Genomic DNA, 15,805 nt, shown 5'->3' with positions numbered 1-15,805 from the left:
ACCATTGAAAATGAAAAGCGGGCTGTCTCTGAGTTCATTGTATCCTGACCCCACAGCAAAGGGACTTTATTCACACGCAGTGAAGTTCAGACTTGCTTGTCGCGGGGTATGGATCAGATGCAAATCGTCTATTTTTGTCCGATCGCTTCTCATCCTGCGGGTGGCATTCAGGTGATCTATCGCCACGCTGAATTGTTAACTGACTTGGGGCAATCCGCATCCATCTTTCACCCCGAATCGCCCGGTTTCTCATCCCCTTGGTTCACCCATCACGTTCAGTCTTTTGCTCCAATACGCGCGAGATCGCTTGATGCACGGCTTTTCAATCGCAAGCCTAAGTGCTGTGCAGCAGATTTGCTGATTCCCTCAGACGACTTTGCAGTGATCCCGGAAATTTGGGCCGGTTCTGTCGGCCGTCAATGTATTGATTTAGGTGTGCGTTATGCAATCTTTGTGCAAGGCGGCTACATCATGATGAATGGGCGCTGGCCACTGAACTTTGCTAATTTGAGAGACGTTTATGAAAACGCGGATGTGATTTTGTCGATCTCGGCCGATACCACCCAGATGATTTTGCTGGCTTATCCCTCGCTTGATCCCGGCAAAATCCTTCAAGTGTTGCCCAGCCTTGACGACGTCTATATGGATATGGCCCAACCGATGCCTAGACGTCAAAAATCCATTACCTACATGAGTCATCGTTTGCCTGATCACTCTGCCAAGCTTTGTTACTTTTTACAACCCTACTTGCCCGCTGACTGGGTCTTGGTCGAGATAGGCAAGTTGAAGGCGGATGCTGTCTGTCAGGCGCTCAAGTCTAGCTCTATCTTTATGTCTTTCTGCGACCTAGAAGGCTTTGGGTTGCCACCGCTTGAAGCTGCCTTTTGCGGCAATGCTGTGGTTGGTTACACCGGGCAGGGGGCAAGAGAGTACTTCGAAGCACCTTTGTTTGAGGTGATTGAAAGTGGCAATATTCACGCCTTTGTTCAAGCGATCAGGCGCAAGATCGTGGCAGTCGAAAACGGCTTGCTAGAACACCCTGAATTGACACGCCAGGTGGGGCACCTTAGGACGCAGTATTCAGAGGCAAAGCAGCGGCAATGTTTGCTGGCGTTGGCGGAAGCGGTGAGATTCGAACTCACGGAGGGCGTGAACCCTCGCCGGTTTTCAAGACCGGTGCCTTAAACCGCTCGGCCACGCTTCCTGTTAAGCCCGCCATCATAACCCATTTGCAGGCGATATAAGGATACAATGTTTGGTTTACTGACAATTTCGTCCCAAACATGAGCCAAACTGATTCATCCACAACGAAATCTCAAGATGCTGCGAGCCAGAAGTTAAAGGCTCTTTTGGTGATGGGTAACTGGAAAATGAACGGCAGTTTGGCTGCTAACGCCAAGTTGCTGGCAGATTTGCGCACTGGCTTGGCTGAGGGTGTAGCTGAGGCGAGTGCTCACTTTGCAGTCTGTGTTCCGGCACCTTACCTTGCGCAAGTCGCCGAGGCCCTGAAAGCGACTGAGATCACCTGGGGTGCGCAGGATGTCAGTGCACGTGATGCTGGCGCATATACCGGTGAGGTATCTGCGGCGATGCTCAAAGATTTTGCTTGCACCTGGGTTTTGGTGGGGCATTCAGAGCGTCGTTCTATGCACGCTGAGGGTGATGAACTCGTGGCAGAGAAGGCCAAAGCGGCGCTCATACGTGGTGTGACACCCGTGGTGTGTGTGGGCGAATCCCTGGCTGAGCGCGATGCGGGTCAGGTGCATGAGGTGATTGCCAAGCAATTAGCGCCTGTGATCGCTTTGGGTGCTGAGTCACTGCGCCAGATGGTTGTTGCCTATGAACCGGTTTGGGCCATTGGCACAGGTCGTACGGCCACGCCTGAGCAGGCGCAAGAAGTTCATGCAGGGATCCGGCAGGCGCTCTCAGCGGCTGGCGCACCTGATGTGAAAGTTTTATACGGTGGTAGCGTGAAATCTAGTAATGCTGCCAGTTTGTTTGCAATGCCTGATATCGACGGTGCCTTGGTCGGCGGGGCATCTTTAATGGCTGACGAGTTCTTGCGCATTGGTGCGTAATTCGTCAACTTAGTTTTCGGAGTCTTTCAATGTCTTTGATGTTTAATATTTTGTTGGTGGTTCAAATCATCGCCTCGCTCACCATCATCTCTTTGGTGTTGTTGCAACAAGGCAAGGGCGCAGATATGGGCTCATCCTTTGGTGGTGGCTCAGCGGGTAGTCTTTTTGGTGCGACTGGCGCGGCCAATTTCTTGTCTCGCGCAACGAAGTGGGCAGCTGTTGTCTTTTTTATTACCACGATTGCTTTAGCCTACGTCTCAAATCGCGGCACTAAGGGCCAGGATACGGGTGTGATGCAAAACTTCACACAGTCAGCGCCTGCCGTGCCAGCCGCCCCTAAAGAAACGGCAGTGCCGTCTTTGCCAGGCGTTACGTCAGCACCGAGCGCCGCGTCGATGCCGGCAGCACCGAGTGCCCCAGCGATGCCTGCTGTGCCAGGGGCGCCAGTCTCGAAATAAATTAGTCCGGCATGCCGAGCCTTGCGCCTGTGCATGCTACAATTTTTGGCTTACTTTGGTTTTTTATATTGCTGGGCTTCAGGTCCAACGATAAAGTAACGATTAAGTCGATCTAAAGTCGCATCAAACATGCCGACGTGGTGGAATTGGTAGACACGCTATCTTGAGGGGGTAGTGGCGAAAGCTGTGCGAGTTCGAGTCTCGCCGTCGGCACCAAGCTTTAGATCCAGATTCAGGCTATACGCTTTGATCCCAAGACTTCAAATATCTCAAATACCCCAAATACCACTCCCCCAAGCCTCATTTTGAGGATCATCTCCCCCCACACCCGTTGTTCATGAAATTACGATCCCTTCGTGATCGCTAATAAATCACTGTTTATATCCACACAAAATGTGATGCCCGCTTTTGCCGGTGTAACTGGATTAATGGTTCTGGCAAGTAAGACTTCAGTGCTACAGCACCATTACTTTGTCGGAGGGGCATATTTCCCGACGTTTTAAATGACAAAATATGACACGACGATGAGTTTTTAGACGCAAGACTGATTACTGTCTTTTGATAAGGGTTAACCCTTATAATAATTAAAGTAAAGTGGATTTGTGTTGCATTAGTCCAACGTTTTAACGGTTGTTTGTCACAATCCTTCAGTCTTTTATAGCCACAGCAACGAAACTTTGATGCAATACATATCAACTTCCCTTAGCGGAGTTAGGGGGGCGGCAAACAAGCCTGTTTGTTGCTCTTGTCACTCAAATCATCGGAGATTTCTTAAATGAAAAAGACTCTGCTCGCTGCCGCCCTGCTAGCCGGCTTTGCTGGTGTTGCTTCGGCACAATCCAGCGTTACTTTGTACGGTATTGTTGACGGTGGTATCAGCTACACCAACTACTCTTATTCCAACGCCACAACTGGTAGCGTCGGTACGTCACAGCTCGGCTGGCGTAACGGTGCCCAGTCGGGCAATCGCTTTGGTTTAAAAGGTGTTGAGGATCTTGGTGGTGGTAACCAAGCAATTTTCAACCTCGAATCAGGCATCAACGTTGGCAACGGTTCAGCCGCTGACAGCACACGTATTTTCAACCGTCTGTCATGGTTCGGTCTGCAGAACGCAGCCTGGGGTAATGTCAAGTTCGGTCGCCAGAACTCATTGGCATGGGACTACATGGGCGTTGTGACCGATCCGTTCGGTATTTCGGGTAGCCAAGCTTCTTCGACTACAACGATCACCTGGAATGCAGGCCGTTACGACAACTTGCTGAGCTATGAGACACCTGTTATCAGTGGTTTTCAAGCTAAAGTCGGTTACTCGTTTGCTGCTGGTCAAGCTTCGTTCTACCAAAACGGTAGCACTTACACTGCTGGCTCAAGCGCTGCAACGTACAACTTCAATACACAAAACAACATGACAGCTGTTGTAGCTGGTGCCAAGTATTCAAATGGCCCTCTCTACTTGACAGTGACTTATGACCAGATCAATCCTAACCAGAACATTGTTGGTGGTTTGAACAGCGTTAACGGTCTGATCGTTGGCGGCTACTATGACTTCAGCGTCGTTAAAGCCTACGCTAACTACAGCCGTCAAACTGGTGGTCTGTTGGCTGGTGGTGCATCAGCGTTGATCGGTACAACAACGTCTGACATCACTGATCCTTCAGGCGCAACAACAGGTTCAGTTGTTTTTGCTCCTGGCGTTCAAGTTAACGGTTACTTGCTCGGTTTGTCAGCTCCTATCGGTGCTAACGGCCAAGTATTGGCTGCATGGCAGATGTCACAACCTAACGGTACATTCTCTTCACTGGCAAACACATACGTGTCGTCTGCTAACGAAAACGTGTACTCATTGGGTTACACATACCAAATGTCGAAGCGTACAAACATGTACGCGTTTGCTTCATACGCAAACAACTTCGCAATGGTCAGCGGCTTGAATGCAACTCAAGTTACTGTCGGTCTGCGTCACTTGTTCTAAGCAAAAACTTAGTCAAGCAGCTAACTTAGGTTAGTCTGAGTGAAAAGAGCCACCTTCGGGTGGCTCTTTTTTATTAGTGCTCTGTATATAAAACACAACAGTCCTGAAACAATAGCATCTGATTCGCCAAGTGTCATAAATCCAGCAAGCTCGGTTCGTTAGCATGAGGAGGTTCGCGAAAGCTTTGAGACACCAACAAGGTCTCATCTCTCGGCAAACATATTTGTTTGTTGTACTTGTCACTCAAATCCTCGGGGATTCCCTAAATGAAAAAGACCCTACTTGCTACAGCGTTGCTGGCTGGTTTCGTCAGTGCCGCGTCGGCACAATCTAGCGTCACGCTTTACGGCGTGGTTGATGCTGCTTTGTCCTACACCAACTACTCATACTCGAACAGCACAACCGGTAGCGTTGGTACATCACAGTTTGGCGCAAGAAATGGCCAACAATCCGGCTCACGTTTTGGCATGAAGGGTGTCGAAGATCTTGGCGGCGGTAACGGAGCTATTTTTCAGCTCGAGTCAGGGTTTAATCCCGGTAACGGCACTCAGTCGGACTCAGCTCGTTTGTTCAATCGCCAGTCATGGTTTGGCTTACAAAACGCAGCTTTTGGCGCCCTTAAATTCGGTCGTCAAAACTCAGTTTCATACGACTACATGGGCTTGAAGACTGATCCATTTGAAATCGCTAGCGCGTTGGTCGGTTCGACTACCGCTTTCACTTGGGACGCAGCCCGTTACGACAATCTGTTGAGCTACGAAACGCCAGTCATGAGCGGTTTCCAGGCTAAAGTTGGCTACTCGTTTGCCGCTGGTAATGCCTCTTACTATCAGACAACAACCGCTGCTGGTGCAACCACATACACAGCTGGATCAGCTGCAGCAGCTTACAACTTCAACACTCAGAACAACCTGACCGGTATGACAGCAGGTGCTAAGTATTCAAACGGTCCGTTGTACTTAGTTGCCACGTATGAGCAGCTCAACCCCAACCAAAATGTCATTGGTGGCTTGAACAACGTTAATGGTTTCATCGTTGGTGGTACTTACGATTTCGGCGTGGCTAAGGTTTACGCTGACTACGGTCGTCAATACAACGGTTTGTTGGCTGGTGGTAATCAGCAGATGCAGGGCATCACGACAAGCGACATCACAGACCCATCCGCCGCAACAACTGGTAACGTTGTTTTCGCACCAGGTGTTGCTGTAAACGCCTACTTGTTAGGCTTGTCAGCACCTGTTGGCGCAAATGGGATGCTGTTGGCTTCATGGCAAATGGCCAATCCTAATGCGGCATTCTCGCAATCGGCTGCTTATGTCTCGTCGGCTAACCAGAGCACGTATTCATTGGGTTACACCTACAACTTCTCTAAGCGTACAAACCTCTATGCTTTTGGTTCGTACACCAGCAACTACGCCATGGTTAGCGGTTTGAATGCTACCCAGGTCATGGTTGGTCTGCGCCACACATTCTAATTAGTACTAGCCAAAAAAGGCTAAGCTAAATTGAGTAAATTAAAGCACAGTTAAAGTGAAGTTGAAGTGAAGTTAAATTCAGCGGGCCACCCGATGCGGTGGCCTGTTTTTTTAAACGATACCCGTAATTTCCCTAATCTAAATGCTAGAATTCGTACGCGCGTTTATGACTGGTTATTTATCGGTGTAAATCCGCTAGTTTTTGGTCTACAAACATCATCAACATACGGATGATCTGGATGAATTTGCAACAGTATTTTCCCGTTTTGCTTTTTATCGTTGTAGGTACCCTGATCGGTTTTGCTTTGATCGCTGCGGGTTCCCTGATTGGCCCTAACAAGCCCGATGCACAAAAATTATCAGCCTACGAATGTGGTTTCGAGGCTTTTGGCGATGCGCGAATGAAGTTCGATATTCGCTATTATCTCGTTGCCATTTTATTTATCCTGTTCGACTTAGAAATCGCGTTTCTATTCCCTTGGGCGAATGCCAGTGGTTCGGTCGGAATGGTTGGCTTCATAACAGTGATGATATTTCTGCTTGTCCTCACCGTAGGCTTCATCTACGAGTGGAAAAAAGGCGCGTTGGATTGGGAATAATCCCCACAAGATCTGAGAACAAATATGGCAATTGACGGTATCTTGAAGCAAGGCTTTGTCACAACTAGTGCTGATAAAGTCATCAATTGGGCAAAGACAGGCTCGATGTGGCCCATGACTTTCGGCTTAGCCTGCTGCGCGGTCGAGATGATGCATGCTGGCGCCGCGCGCTATGATCTTGACCAATGGGGCATGGTATTTCGCCCAAGCCCGCGTCAATCAGATCTGATGATCGTGGCAGGCACACTTTGTAACAAAATGGCACCTGCATTGCGTAAGGTTTACGATCAGATGCCTGAGCCACGCTGGGTCTTGTCAATGGGCTCCTGTGCCAACGGCGGTGGCTACTATCACTACTCCTACTCAGTAGTGCGTGGCTGTGATCGCGTGGTGCCGGTTGATGTCTATGTGCCCGGATGTCCACCCACCGCAGAGGCCCTGGTCTACGGTCTCTTGCAAATGCAAAACAAGATTCGTCGAACCAACACCATTGCTCGTGCATAGTTAAATTAAACAGGCTTGAAATATGTCCAGGTTAGAAACCTTGCAACAACAAGTTGTCGCTGTGCTAGGGCCAGAGGTAATAGTCACGGTGGCATTGGATGAAATCACTGTCGTGATTGCCGCTGACCGTTGGGAAGAAACCTGCTTGAAGCTTCGCGATGAACCCTCGCTGCGTTTTGAGTCCTGTGTTGACTTGTGCGGCGTTGACTATTCGACCTATGGTGTAGGTCGCGTCGGTGAAGTGTCTCAAGCAGAGCTGAAACCTGCAGCACGGTTTGCTGTGGTGGCTCATCTGCTGTCGATTAAACATAACTGGCGTATACGCGTTCGGACGTTCGCGTCCAACGATGACTTCCCCGTGCTGGATTCCTTGGTCAAGGTCTGGCCGAGTGTGAACTGGTTTGAGCGTGAAGCCTTTGATCTCTTTGGTATTGTTTTCGAAGGTCATCCGGACTTGCGGCGCATTTTGACTGACTATGGGTTTATCGGTCATCCTTTCCGTAAGGATTTCCCTGTTTACGGTAACGTTGAGATGCGCTACGACCCAGAAGCGGGTCGAGTGATCTACCAACCTGTTTCTATCGAACCCCGTGAGAACATCCCACGCATCATTCGCGAAGATGGTTACGGGGTGGGGCGCTAATCATGGCAGAAATCAAAAACTACACACTAAATTTCGGGCCACAGCATCCGGCTGCTCACGGCGTGTTGCGCCTGGTGCTTGAGCTGGATGGTGAAGTTATCCAGCGCGCAGATCCCCATATTGGCTTGCTGCATCGTGCCACTGAAAAATTGGCCGAGCATCGTACCTTTTTGCAAGCGCTGCCGTATATGGATCGGCTTGATTACGTCTCGATGATGTGTAACGAGCATGCCTATGTGATGGCAATCGAGAAGTTGATGGGTGTTGCACCACCTGTGCGTGCTCAGTATATTCGCGTGATGTTTGACGAGATTACCCGTTTGCTCAACCACCTCATGTGGCTGGGGGCACACGGTCTTGACGTGGGCGCGATGGCGGTCTTTCTCTATGCGTTTCGTGAGCGTGAAGATTTGATGGACTGCTATGAGGCAGTGTCAGGTGCGCGTATGCACGCAGCCTACTATCGCCCGGGTGGGGTCTATCGCGATTTGCCTGATGCCATGCCTCAGTATGGCAAAAGCAGCGAATATCGGTCACCAAAAGAGCTGAAAGCCATGAACGATGCTCGTTCAGGTTCTTTGCTTGATTTTATTGATGACTTCACCACACGATTCCCCACTTGTGTGGATGAATACGAAACCTTGCTGACCGATAATCGTATCTGGAAGCAACGCTTGGTTGGCATCGGCGTTGTTAGCCCAGACCGTGCCAAGGCTTTAGGTTTTACGGGCCCCATGCTGCGCGGCTCTGGGGTCGAGTGGGACTTGCGCAAGATGCAACCCTACGAAGTCTATGATCGTCTTGATTTTGATATTCCTGTCGGTGTCAATGGCGACTCATATGATCGTTATCTCGTGCGAATTGCTGAAATGCGCGAAAGTAATCGCATCATTCGCCAGTGCGTGCAGTGGTTGCGTAACAATCCAGGTCCTGTGATGTCGGACAACCATAAGGTTTCTCCACCGCACCGCACCGGAATGAAAACCAACATGGAAGAACTGATCCATCACTTCAAGTTATTTACTGAAGGTTTCAGTGTTCCAGCTGGCGAGGCCTACGTCTCAATCGAACACCCTAAAGGCGAGTTCGGTATTTACATGATTTCCGATGGTGCCAACAAGCCGTACCGTCTAAAAATCCGTGCGCCTGGCTTCCCGCATCTGCATGCGCTGGATGAAATGGCTCATGGACACATGATTGCGGATGCTGTGACCATCATTGGTACTCAGGATATTGTTTTTGGTGAGATTGACCGCTAAACGGGTCAAGAGATCTATAACGGATTTAAATTATGCTGCTCTCTGAACAGGCTTACCAACTGATTGATCGCGAAGTCGCCAAATACCCGGCCGACCAGAAGCAGTCAGCCATCATGGCATCTTTGACCATCGCGCAGAGCGAGAAGGGTTGGGTATCGCCTGAAGTGGTTGAAGACGTCGCCAACTATCTTGGTCAGCCAGCGATTCTGGTGCAAGAGAACGCGACTTTCTACAACATGTTCGATACGCGTCCTGTGGGCAAGTTCAAGATTTCTGTTTGTACCAATTTGCCATGCGCCTTGCGCGACGGCGAGAAAACCGTTGAGTACTTGAAGCATAAATTGGGGATTGGCTTGAAAGAGACAACACCTGATGGCGTGTTTACATTGATCGAAGGCGAATGCATGGGTGCTTGCGGTGACTCGCCTGTGCTTCTGGTAAATAACAAGCACATGTGCGTGCGCATGTCTGCTAAAAGGATTGATGCAATGATTGCGGATCTTTCAAGCACTGGGGGTGTCGCATGAGCGCTGTCGCTGTATTGCAAAAGTATTCCCAAGGCCTTGATGCTGCGCCAGGTGGGGATTTGCCTGCGTCCATGGCGCTGCACGATCGGCATATCAACCCGCAGATCATGGCAGGGCTCGATGGCGGTAATTGGCGTTTGGCGGATTACGTTAAGCGCGGTGGCTATGAGGCACTGCGTAAGATTCTGACTTCGGGCATGACACAAGAAGAAGTCATTGCTGAGGTTAAGGCCTCTGGTCTGCGCGGTCGTGGCGGTGCTGGTTTCCCGACCGGCCTGAAATGGAGCTTCATGCCCCGCAGCTTCCCAGGCCAAAAGTACTTAGTTTGTAATTCCGACGAGGGTGAACCTGGTACGTTTAAAGACCGCGATATTTTGCGTCTGAATCCGCACATTGTGATTGAAGGCATGGCAATTGCTGCTTTCGCGATGGGGATCGATGTCGGTTACAACTATATTCATGGCGAGATTTTCGAGGTCTACAGTCGTTTCGAAGAAGCCTTGGAAGAAGCACGCGCCGCGGGTTTCCTGGGCAACCAGATACTAGGTTCAGCGTTCAGTTTTCAGCTACACGCCTTTCATGGCTACGGTGCCTACATTTGCGGCGAAGAAACCGCCTTGCTCGAATCTCTCGAGGGCAAAAAAGGCCAGCCACGCTTTAAACCACCTTTTCCGGCTAGTTTCGGGTTGTACGGCAAACCCACAACGATCAACAATACCGAGACTTTTGCAGCGGTGCCCTGGATTATCCGCAATAGCGGTGCAGCCTACCTCGAAGTGGGTAAGCCCAATAATGGTGGCACCAAACTGTTTTCGATCACGGGTGATGTAGAGCGCCCCGGTAACTATGAGATTCCGCTGGGTACGCCGTTTTCCAAGTTGCTGGAACTAGCCGGCGGGATGCGTCACGGTGCCAAACTCAAGGCCGTGATCCCCGGCGGATCCAGTGCACCGGTATTGCCAGCAGACATCATGATGGACACCACCATGGATTACGACGCGATCGCCAAAGCTGGGTCCATGCTTGGATCGGGTGCGGTCATCGTGATGGATGAAAGTCGCTGTATGGTCAAGTCACTCCTGCGGCTGTCTTATTTCTATCATGAAGAAAGCTGCGGTCAGTGCACGCCTTGTCGTGAAGGCACAGGTTGGTTATTCCGCATGGTTAACCGGATCGAGCACGGTCAGGGTCGCCCTGATGATCTTGATCTGTTGGATTCGGTTGCACTCAACATCATGGGTCGCACGATTTGTGCGCTAGGTGATGCAGCAGCTATGCCAGTACGAGGATTTATCAAGCATTTCCGTGACGAATTTGCGCACCACATCGAGCATAAGCGATGTGTGGTGGCTCCCTACATTTAAGGTCTGGACAAGTTATGGTTGAGTTAACCATCGACGGCAAGAAAGTCGAAGTGCAAGAGGGCAGCATGGTGATGCATGCTGCTCATAAGCTTGGCGTCTATGTGCCGCACTTTTGCTATCACAAGAAACTGTCCATCGCGGCAAACTGTCGGATGTGTTTGGTTGAGGTTGAGAAAGCGCCTAAGGCCATGCCAGCCTGCGCCACGCCAGCAACAAACGGCATGGTGGTTCACACCAGTTCAGAGCGCGCCGTAGCCGCTCAGAAAAGTGTGATGGAGTTTCTGCTCATTAACCATCCCCTCGATTGCCCGATTTGCGATCAAGGTGGTGAGTGTCAGCTGCAAGATCTTGCAGTGGGTTACGGTTCGTCTTCGTCACGTTACGCTGAAGAAAAACGTGTCGTGTTTCATAAGAGCCTGGGGCCATTGGTTTCAGCTGAAGAAATGTCCCGTTGCATTCACTGTACTCGTTGTGTGCGCTTTGGCCAAGAGATAGCCGGTGTCATGGAGCTCGGCATGATTGGCCGTGGAGAGCACTCAGAGATCACCACTTTCGTGGGCCAGGCGGTTGAGTCCGAGTTGTCGGGCAACATGATCGATATCTGCCCAGTCGGGGCTTTGACCTCTAAGCCTTTCCGTTACAACGCCCGCACGTGGGAACTCGCTCGTCGTCGCTCAGTGTCCCCGCACGATAGCGTCGGTTCCAACCTGGTCATACAAGTCAAAGATGACCAGGTAATGCGTGTCGTGCCTTTTGAAAACGAAGACATCAATGAGTGCTGGATTAGCGATCGTGATCGGTTTTCATACGAAGGCCTCAACGCAGAGGATCGTTTGCAGGCACCGATGGTCAAAGGTCGCGATGGTCAGTGGCGTGAAGTCTCCTGGTCTGACGCGTTGCAAGCGGTTGTCCAAGGCCTTGAAACAGTCAAGCAAGAATCCGGTGCAGCACAAATTGGCGCCCTCGCAGCCGAATATTCAACGCTCGAAGAGCTCTCGTTATTGTCGCGTGTGATGCGTGGTCTGGGCTCTGAGAATATCGATTTCCGTTTGCGTCAGACGGATGTTGGCTTTGATGCCGCCTTGGCTGGCACACCCTGGTTGGGCATGCCGATCGCAGAGTTGGGCGCGCATGATCGTGTTCTCGTCGTGGGCTCTTTCTTACGTAAAGACCATCCCCTTTTCGCACAACGCTTGCGTCAGGCGGCAAAGCAGGGCGCTCAGGTATCAACCATTGATGTCGCCGGCGACGATGCCTTAATTAAATTGACCGCACGTGCCGTGGTTCGGCCGGACGCAATTGCCAATACGCTGGCTGAAGTGGCTGTCGCTTTGGCCGGCCTTAAATCAACCAGCGTGTCGGATGAATTGTCAGGCGTCAAGCCAAGTGCGCAATCACAGGCGATTGCTCAAAGCCTGGCCAGTGGTGAAAAAATCTCCATCTTGCTGGGTAGTGTTGCAGTCAACTCGCCACAGGCTTCGTTGATTGCCGCCAACGCTCAACTGATCGCTCAAATTGCTGGCGGCATTTTAGGTTTCTTGACTTCAGGCGCGAATACTGTCGGTGGCTATCTGGCTGGCGCGACGCCCAAGGCGGGCGGTAAGACCGCTGCGGCGATGTTGGCCGATCCTTTGAAAGCATATGTGGTTCTGCACGCAGAACCTACTTTGGATGCTGATGACGGTCAGCAGGCTTTGATCGCTCTGCAGTCTGCCCAGTTCGTCGTAGCCTTGACGTCATTTGCCTCTGCCGCAAGCGATTGGGCGCATGTGATGTTGCCGATTGCACCTTTCACAGAAACCTCAGGGACTTTTGTCAACGCCCAAGGGACAGCTCAAAGCTTCAAGGGCACTGTTGCGCCTCAAGGTCAAACTCGCCCAGGCTGGAAAGTCTTGCGAGTACTGGGTAATGTCTTGCAACTGAGTGGTTTTGATGATGAGTCGTCTGAATCTGTGCGGGATGCTGTGCTGGCTGGTGGGATTGAGTCTCGCTTAACCAATGCCATTGAAGCACCGGTAGGCCTTGCGTCTCCGGGTCAAGCGCTGCAACGCGTAGCAGATACCCCCATCTTTCGCAGCGATGCGATGGTTCGCCGGGCTCAGGCACTTCAGCAGTCTGCTGCATCCAAAGCGCCTGTCGCCAAGTTGCATCCTGATACGCTGACTGACTTGGCGCTCGACGTTTCATCAATGATTCGTGTGAAATCTGCGGCCGGGCAAATCATGATCTCAGCAGAAGCTGATAAGACCGTTGCGCCTGGTACCATCCGCGTGTCGACTGGTTTTGCCGCGACAATGGCGCTTGGCGGTGCTTTTGCTGAACTTAGCGTGGAGCGTGCCTGATGAAGGACTTGCTCAATATTCTTGAATCCTACGGCGCAGCCTTACTTGGCCCAACCATCTGGTACGTCGTTTGGATCTTGATCAAGATCGTCGTGATCGCTCTGCCAGTGATTATCTGTGTGGCTTACCTGACCTATTGGGAGCGCAAGATGATCGGTTTCATGCACGTGCGTCGTGGCCCCAATCGTGTGGGCTTTAGGGGGTTGCTGCAACCTTTCGCCGACGTGTTCAAACTGCTGACAAAAGAAGTCATTGTTCCCACTCAGGCAAACAAGATTCTCTTCATCCTCGCGCCTGTTGTGACGCTGATGCCCGCGCTCGCGGTCTGGGCGGTCGTTCCTTTCGGTCCGGAAATCGTGCTCGCTAACGTGAACGCAGGTTTGCTCTATGTAGCTGCTTTGAGTTCTGTGGGCGTTTACGGCGTGATCGTGGCAGGTTGGGCGTCCAATTCCAAATATGCCTTTTTGGCATCAATGCGTGCGTCGGCACAGATGCTGTCGTACGAACTGGCGATGGGTTTTGTGCTGGTGACCGTGTTGCTTGTATCTGGCAGCATGAACATGTCTGCCATCGTGAATTCGCAATCGCGCGGCATGTTTGCCGGGATGGGCTTAACCTTCCTGTCCTGGAACTGGCTGCCTCTGCTGCCTTTGTTCATCATCTACATCATCTCGATCGTGGCCGAGACCAATCGTCACCCCTTTGACGTGGTCGAGGGTGAGTCTGAGATTGTGGCGGGTCATATGGTTGAATATTCAGGTATGGCCTTTGCCCTGTTCTTCTTGGGTGAATATGCCAACATGATTTTCTTATCAGCCATGACGGCGATCATGTTCTTGGGCGGCTGGACTTCACCATTTGATATTGTGCCGTTGACCTGGATCCCTGGCTGGATCTGGCTGGCAATCAAAACCTTCTTGGTGGTTTCTTTGTTTATTTGGTTCAGGGCATCTTTCCCGCGATATAGGTACGACCAGATTATGCGTCTGGGTTGGAAAATTTTCATCCCACTAACCGGTGTGTGGCTGGTGGTTGTGGCGATCTGGATGCAGACCCCCTGGAACATCTGGAAATGAACGCGACAAAACGGCAAAAAGGCAAGTAATGGAAGCGATCAAAGATTTTTTCGGCAGTTTGTTGCTCATCGAATTGTTTAAGGGCATGAAGCTGACGGGCAAGTATTTCTTCAAGCGTAAGATCACTTTGCGTTATCCCCAAGAGAAAACGCCGATGTCACCTCGTTTTCGTGGTTTGCACGCCTTGCGGCGCTACCCAAATGGCGAAGAGCGTTGTATCGCTTGCAAACTGTGCGAAGCAGTCTGTCCAGCAATGGCTATCACGATTGAGTCGCATGTCCGTGAAGACGGTTCACGTCGTACTTCCCGTTACGACATTGATCTGACCAAGTGCATCTTCTGTGGTTTCTGTGAAGAAAGTTGCCCTGTTGATTCCATCGTTGAGACGCATATCCACGAATATCACGGTGAGAAACGGGGTGATTTGTATTTCACGAAAGACATGCTTTTGGCAGTCGGTGATCGCTACGAAGATGACATTGCAAAAAACCGTGCAGCTGATGCGCCTTATCGCTGATCATCCGGGCTTGAAAATATGACACTCGATACTATTCTTTTTTATCTTTTCTCAGCAGTGCTGGTTTATGCCGGTCTGCGAGTGATTACCGCGTCTGGCCCTGTCAACGCGGTTTTGCACCTCATTCTTGCTTTCGCTAACGCAGCCATGATCTGGATGCTGTTGGGAGCAGAGTTTTTAGCGCTCCTGCTCGTGTTGGTTTATGTTGGTGCAGTGATGGTGCTGTTCATGTTCGTCGTGATGATGCTTGACGTCCGGATGGAAGAGCTGCGCCAAGGTCTCAGAACTTATTTGCCCGTCGGTTTAGCAATTGGTGCGATCCTTGTTGTCGAGATGACGTTGGTCTTGACGACCAGTTTCAAGGATGTTGGTCCAGCAGCTGATTTGGGTGCTGACTACAACAACGCAAAAACGCTTGGCACGGTCATGTATACCGAGTATCCGTTTGCCGTTGAAATCGGCGCTGCCATCTTGCTCGTGGGTATGGTCGCCGCAATTGCCTTGACCTTGCGTCAACGTCGGGACGTCAAATACAACGATCCCTCAGCAGCTGTCAGAGTGCGTGCGAAAGATCGGGTGCGCTTAGTCAATATCCCCAGCCAAGAAGCTATTGGTGCCAATCCAACACCGCCTGCTACTGATGTGGCGCCCTCGGGAGACAAAGCGTAATGACTCTGACCTTGCCCCATTTTCTCGTGCTTGGCGCGATTATGTTTGCTATCGGCGTCTTCGGCATCTTCTTGAATCGACGCAATCTTATCGTTTTGCTCATGTCGATCGAGCTGATGTTACTTGCCGTCAACATGAACTTCGTTTCTTTCTCAACCTGGTACGGCGACTCGATTGGCCAGGTATTTGTGTTCTTTATCCTGACCGTTGCTGCTGCTGAAGCCGCGATTGGTTTGGCAATTCTGGTGCTGTTGTTCCGTAACTTGAACACCATCAATGTCGATGAACTTGACCGCCTCAACGGCTGACCGGACGACCACAC

General features: G+C 51.0%; 15 protein-coding genes, 2 tRNA genes and 1 pseudogene. 17 read left to right on the top strand and 1 reads right to left on the bottom strand.

Annotated features, from left to right (window positions below; genetic code table 11):
- Positions 1-108: 108 nt before the first annotated feature.
- Positions 109-990: pseudogene (locus tag BCM14_RS15430) on the top strand (glycosyltransferase family protein); the annotation flags it as partial.
- 124 nt (positions 991-1,114) lie between these two features.
- Here the strand turns inward: BCM14_RS15430 and BCM14_RS10330 are convergent.
- Positions 1,115-1,204, bottom strand: a tRNA-Ser gene (locus BCM14_RS10330).
- Positions 1,205-1,283: 79 nt separating this feature from the next.
- Between BCM14_RS10330 and tpiA the strand changes: the two genes are divergently transcribed.
- The 16 genes from tpiA to nuoK all read left to right on the top strand — a co-directional run bounded on the left by tpiA (position 1,284) and on the right by nuoK (position 15,791).
- Positions 1,284-2,078, top strand: coding sequence for a triose-phosphate isomerase (gene tpiA, locus BCM14_RS10325; protein ID WP_106227944.1), 795 nt, complete (start codon positions 1,284-1,286; stop codon positions 2,076-2,078).
- Positions 2,079-2,107: 29 nt separating this feature from the next.
- Positions 2,108-2,536 (top strand): preprotein translocase subunit SecG, encoded by a 429-nt coding sequence (secG, locus tag BCM14_RS10320; protein WP_106227943.1) that lies wholly within the window; start codon positions 2,108-2,110, stop codon positions 2,534-2,536.
- 131 nt (positions 2,537-2,667) lie between these two features.
- A tRNA-Leu gene (locus BCM14_RS10315) sits at positions 2,668-2,752 on the top strand.
- A 559-nt stretch (positions 2,753-3,311) separates the two neighbouring features.
- Positions 3,312-4,508 carry a porin gene (locus BCM14_RS10310; protein WP_106227942.1) on the top strand — a complete coding sequence of 399 codons (1,197 nt, stop codon included), beginning with the start codon at positions 3,312-3,314 and terminating at the stop codon, positions 4,506-4,508.
- Positions 4,509-4,774: 266 nt separating this feature from the next.
- The gene (locus BCM14_RS10305) at positions 4,775-5,983 is read left to right on the top strand and encodes a porin (protein WP_106227941.1); all 1,209 of its coding nucleotides are present in this window, start codon (positions 4,775-4,777) and stop codon (positions 5,981-5,983) included.
- 239 nt (positions 5,984-6,222) lie between these two features.
- The gene (locus BCM14_RS10300; RefSeq protein ID WP_106228022.1) at positions 6,223-6,582 is read left to right on the top strand and encodes an NADH-quinone oxidoreductase subunit A; all 360 of its coding nucleotides are present in this window, start codon (positions 6,223-6,225) and stop codon (positions 6,580-6,582) included.
- Positions 6,583-6,606: 24 nt separating this feature from the next.
- The gene (locus BCM14_RS10295) at positions 6,607-7,086 is read left to right on the top strand and encodes a NuoB/complex I 20 kDa subunit family protein (RefSeq protein ID WP_106227940.1); all 480 of its coding nucleotides are present in this window, start codon (positions 6,607-6,609) and stop codon (positions 7,084-7,086) included.
- Positions 7,087-7,108: 22 nt separating this feature from the next.
- Positions 7,109-7,729 (top strand): NADH-quinone oxidoreductase subunit C, encoded by a 621-nt coding sequence (locus tag BCM14_RS10290; RefSeq protein ID WP_106227939.1) that lies wholly within the window; start codon positions 7,109-7,111, stop codon positions 7,727-7,729.
- Between the two features lie 2 nt (positions 7,730-7,731).
- Positions 7,732-8,988 (top strand): NADH-quinone oxidoreductase subunit D, encoded by a 1,257-nt coding sequence (locus tag BCM14_RS10285; protein ID WP_106227938.1) that lies wholly within the window; start codon positions 7,732-7,734, stop codon positions 8,986-8,988.
- 32 nt (positions 8,989-9,020) lie between these two features.
- Positions 9,021-9,515, top strand: coding sequence for an NADH-quinone oxidoreductase subunit NuoE (gene nuoE, locus BCM14_RS10280; protein WP_106227937.1), 495 nt, complete (start codon positions 9,021-9,023; stop codon positions 9,513-9,515).
- The gene (gene nuoF / locus BCM14_RS10275) at positions 9,512-10,879 is read left to right on the top strand and encodes an NADH-quinone oxidoreductase subunit NuoF (protein ID WP_106227936.1); all 1,368 of its coding nucleotides are present in this window, start codon (positions 9,512-9,514) and stop codon (positions 10,877-10,879) included. Before nuoE ends, nuoF begins: the two co-directional genes overlap by 4 nt.
- A gap of 14 nt (positions 10,880-10,893) precedes the next feature.
- Entirely contained in the window at positions 10,894-13,221 is a 2,328-nt protein-coding gene (gene nuoG / locus BCM14_RS10270) for an NADH-quinone oxidoreductase subunit NuoG (protein ID WP_106227935.1), read from the top strand.
- The gene (gene nuoH, locus BCM14_RS10265; protein WP_106227934.1) at positions 13,221-14,297 is read left to right on the top strand and encodes an NADH-quinone oxidoreductase subunit NuoH; all 1,077 of its coding nucleotides are present in this window, start codon (positions 13,221-13,223) and stop codon (positions 14,295-14,297) included. Before nuoG ends, nuoH begins: the two co-directional genes overlap by 1 nt.
- Positions 14,298-14,325: 28 nt before the next feature.
- Positions 14,326-14,814 carry an NADH-quinone oxidoreductase subunit NuoI gene (gene nuoI / locus BCM14_RS10260; RefSeq protein WP_106227933.1) on the top strand — a complete coding sequence of 163 codons (489 nt, stop codon included), beginning with the start codon at positions 14,326-14,328 and terminating at the stop codon, positions 14,812-14,814.
- Positions 14,815-14,832: 18 nt separating this feature from the next.
- On the top strand, positions 14,833-15,483 hold the full coding sequence (locus tag BCM14_RS10255; protein WP_106227932.1) for an NADH-quinone oxidoreductase subunit J: 651 nt from the start codon (positions 14,833-14,835) through the stop codon (positions 15,481-15,483).
- Entirely contained in the window at positions 15,483-15,791 is a 309-nt protein-coding gene (gene nuoK / locus BCM14_RS10250) for an NADH-quinone oxidoreductase subunit NuoK (protein ID WP_106227931.1), read from the top strand. The genes BCM14_RS10255 and nuoK overlap by 1 nt, the downstream gene beginning before the upstream one ends.
- The last annotated feature ends 14 nt before the right edge of the window (positions 15,792-15,805 follow it).

Source organism: Jezberella montanilacus (assembly GCF_003003055.1).
Taxonomy (GTDB): Bacteria; Pseudomonadota; Gammaproteobacteria; order Burkholderiales; family Burkholderiaceae_B; genus Zwartia; species Zwartia montanilacus.
Note: the sequence above shows the minus strand (reverse complement) of the source record. Positions and strands in the feature narration are given on the sequence as shown.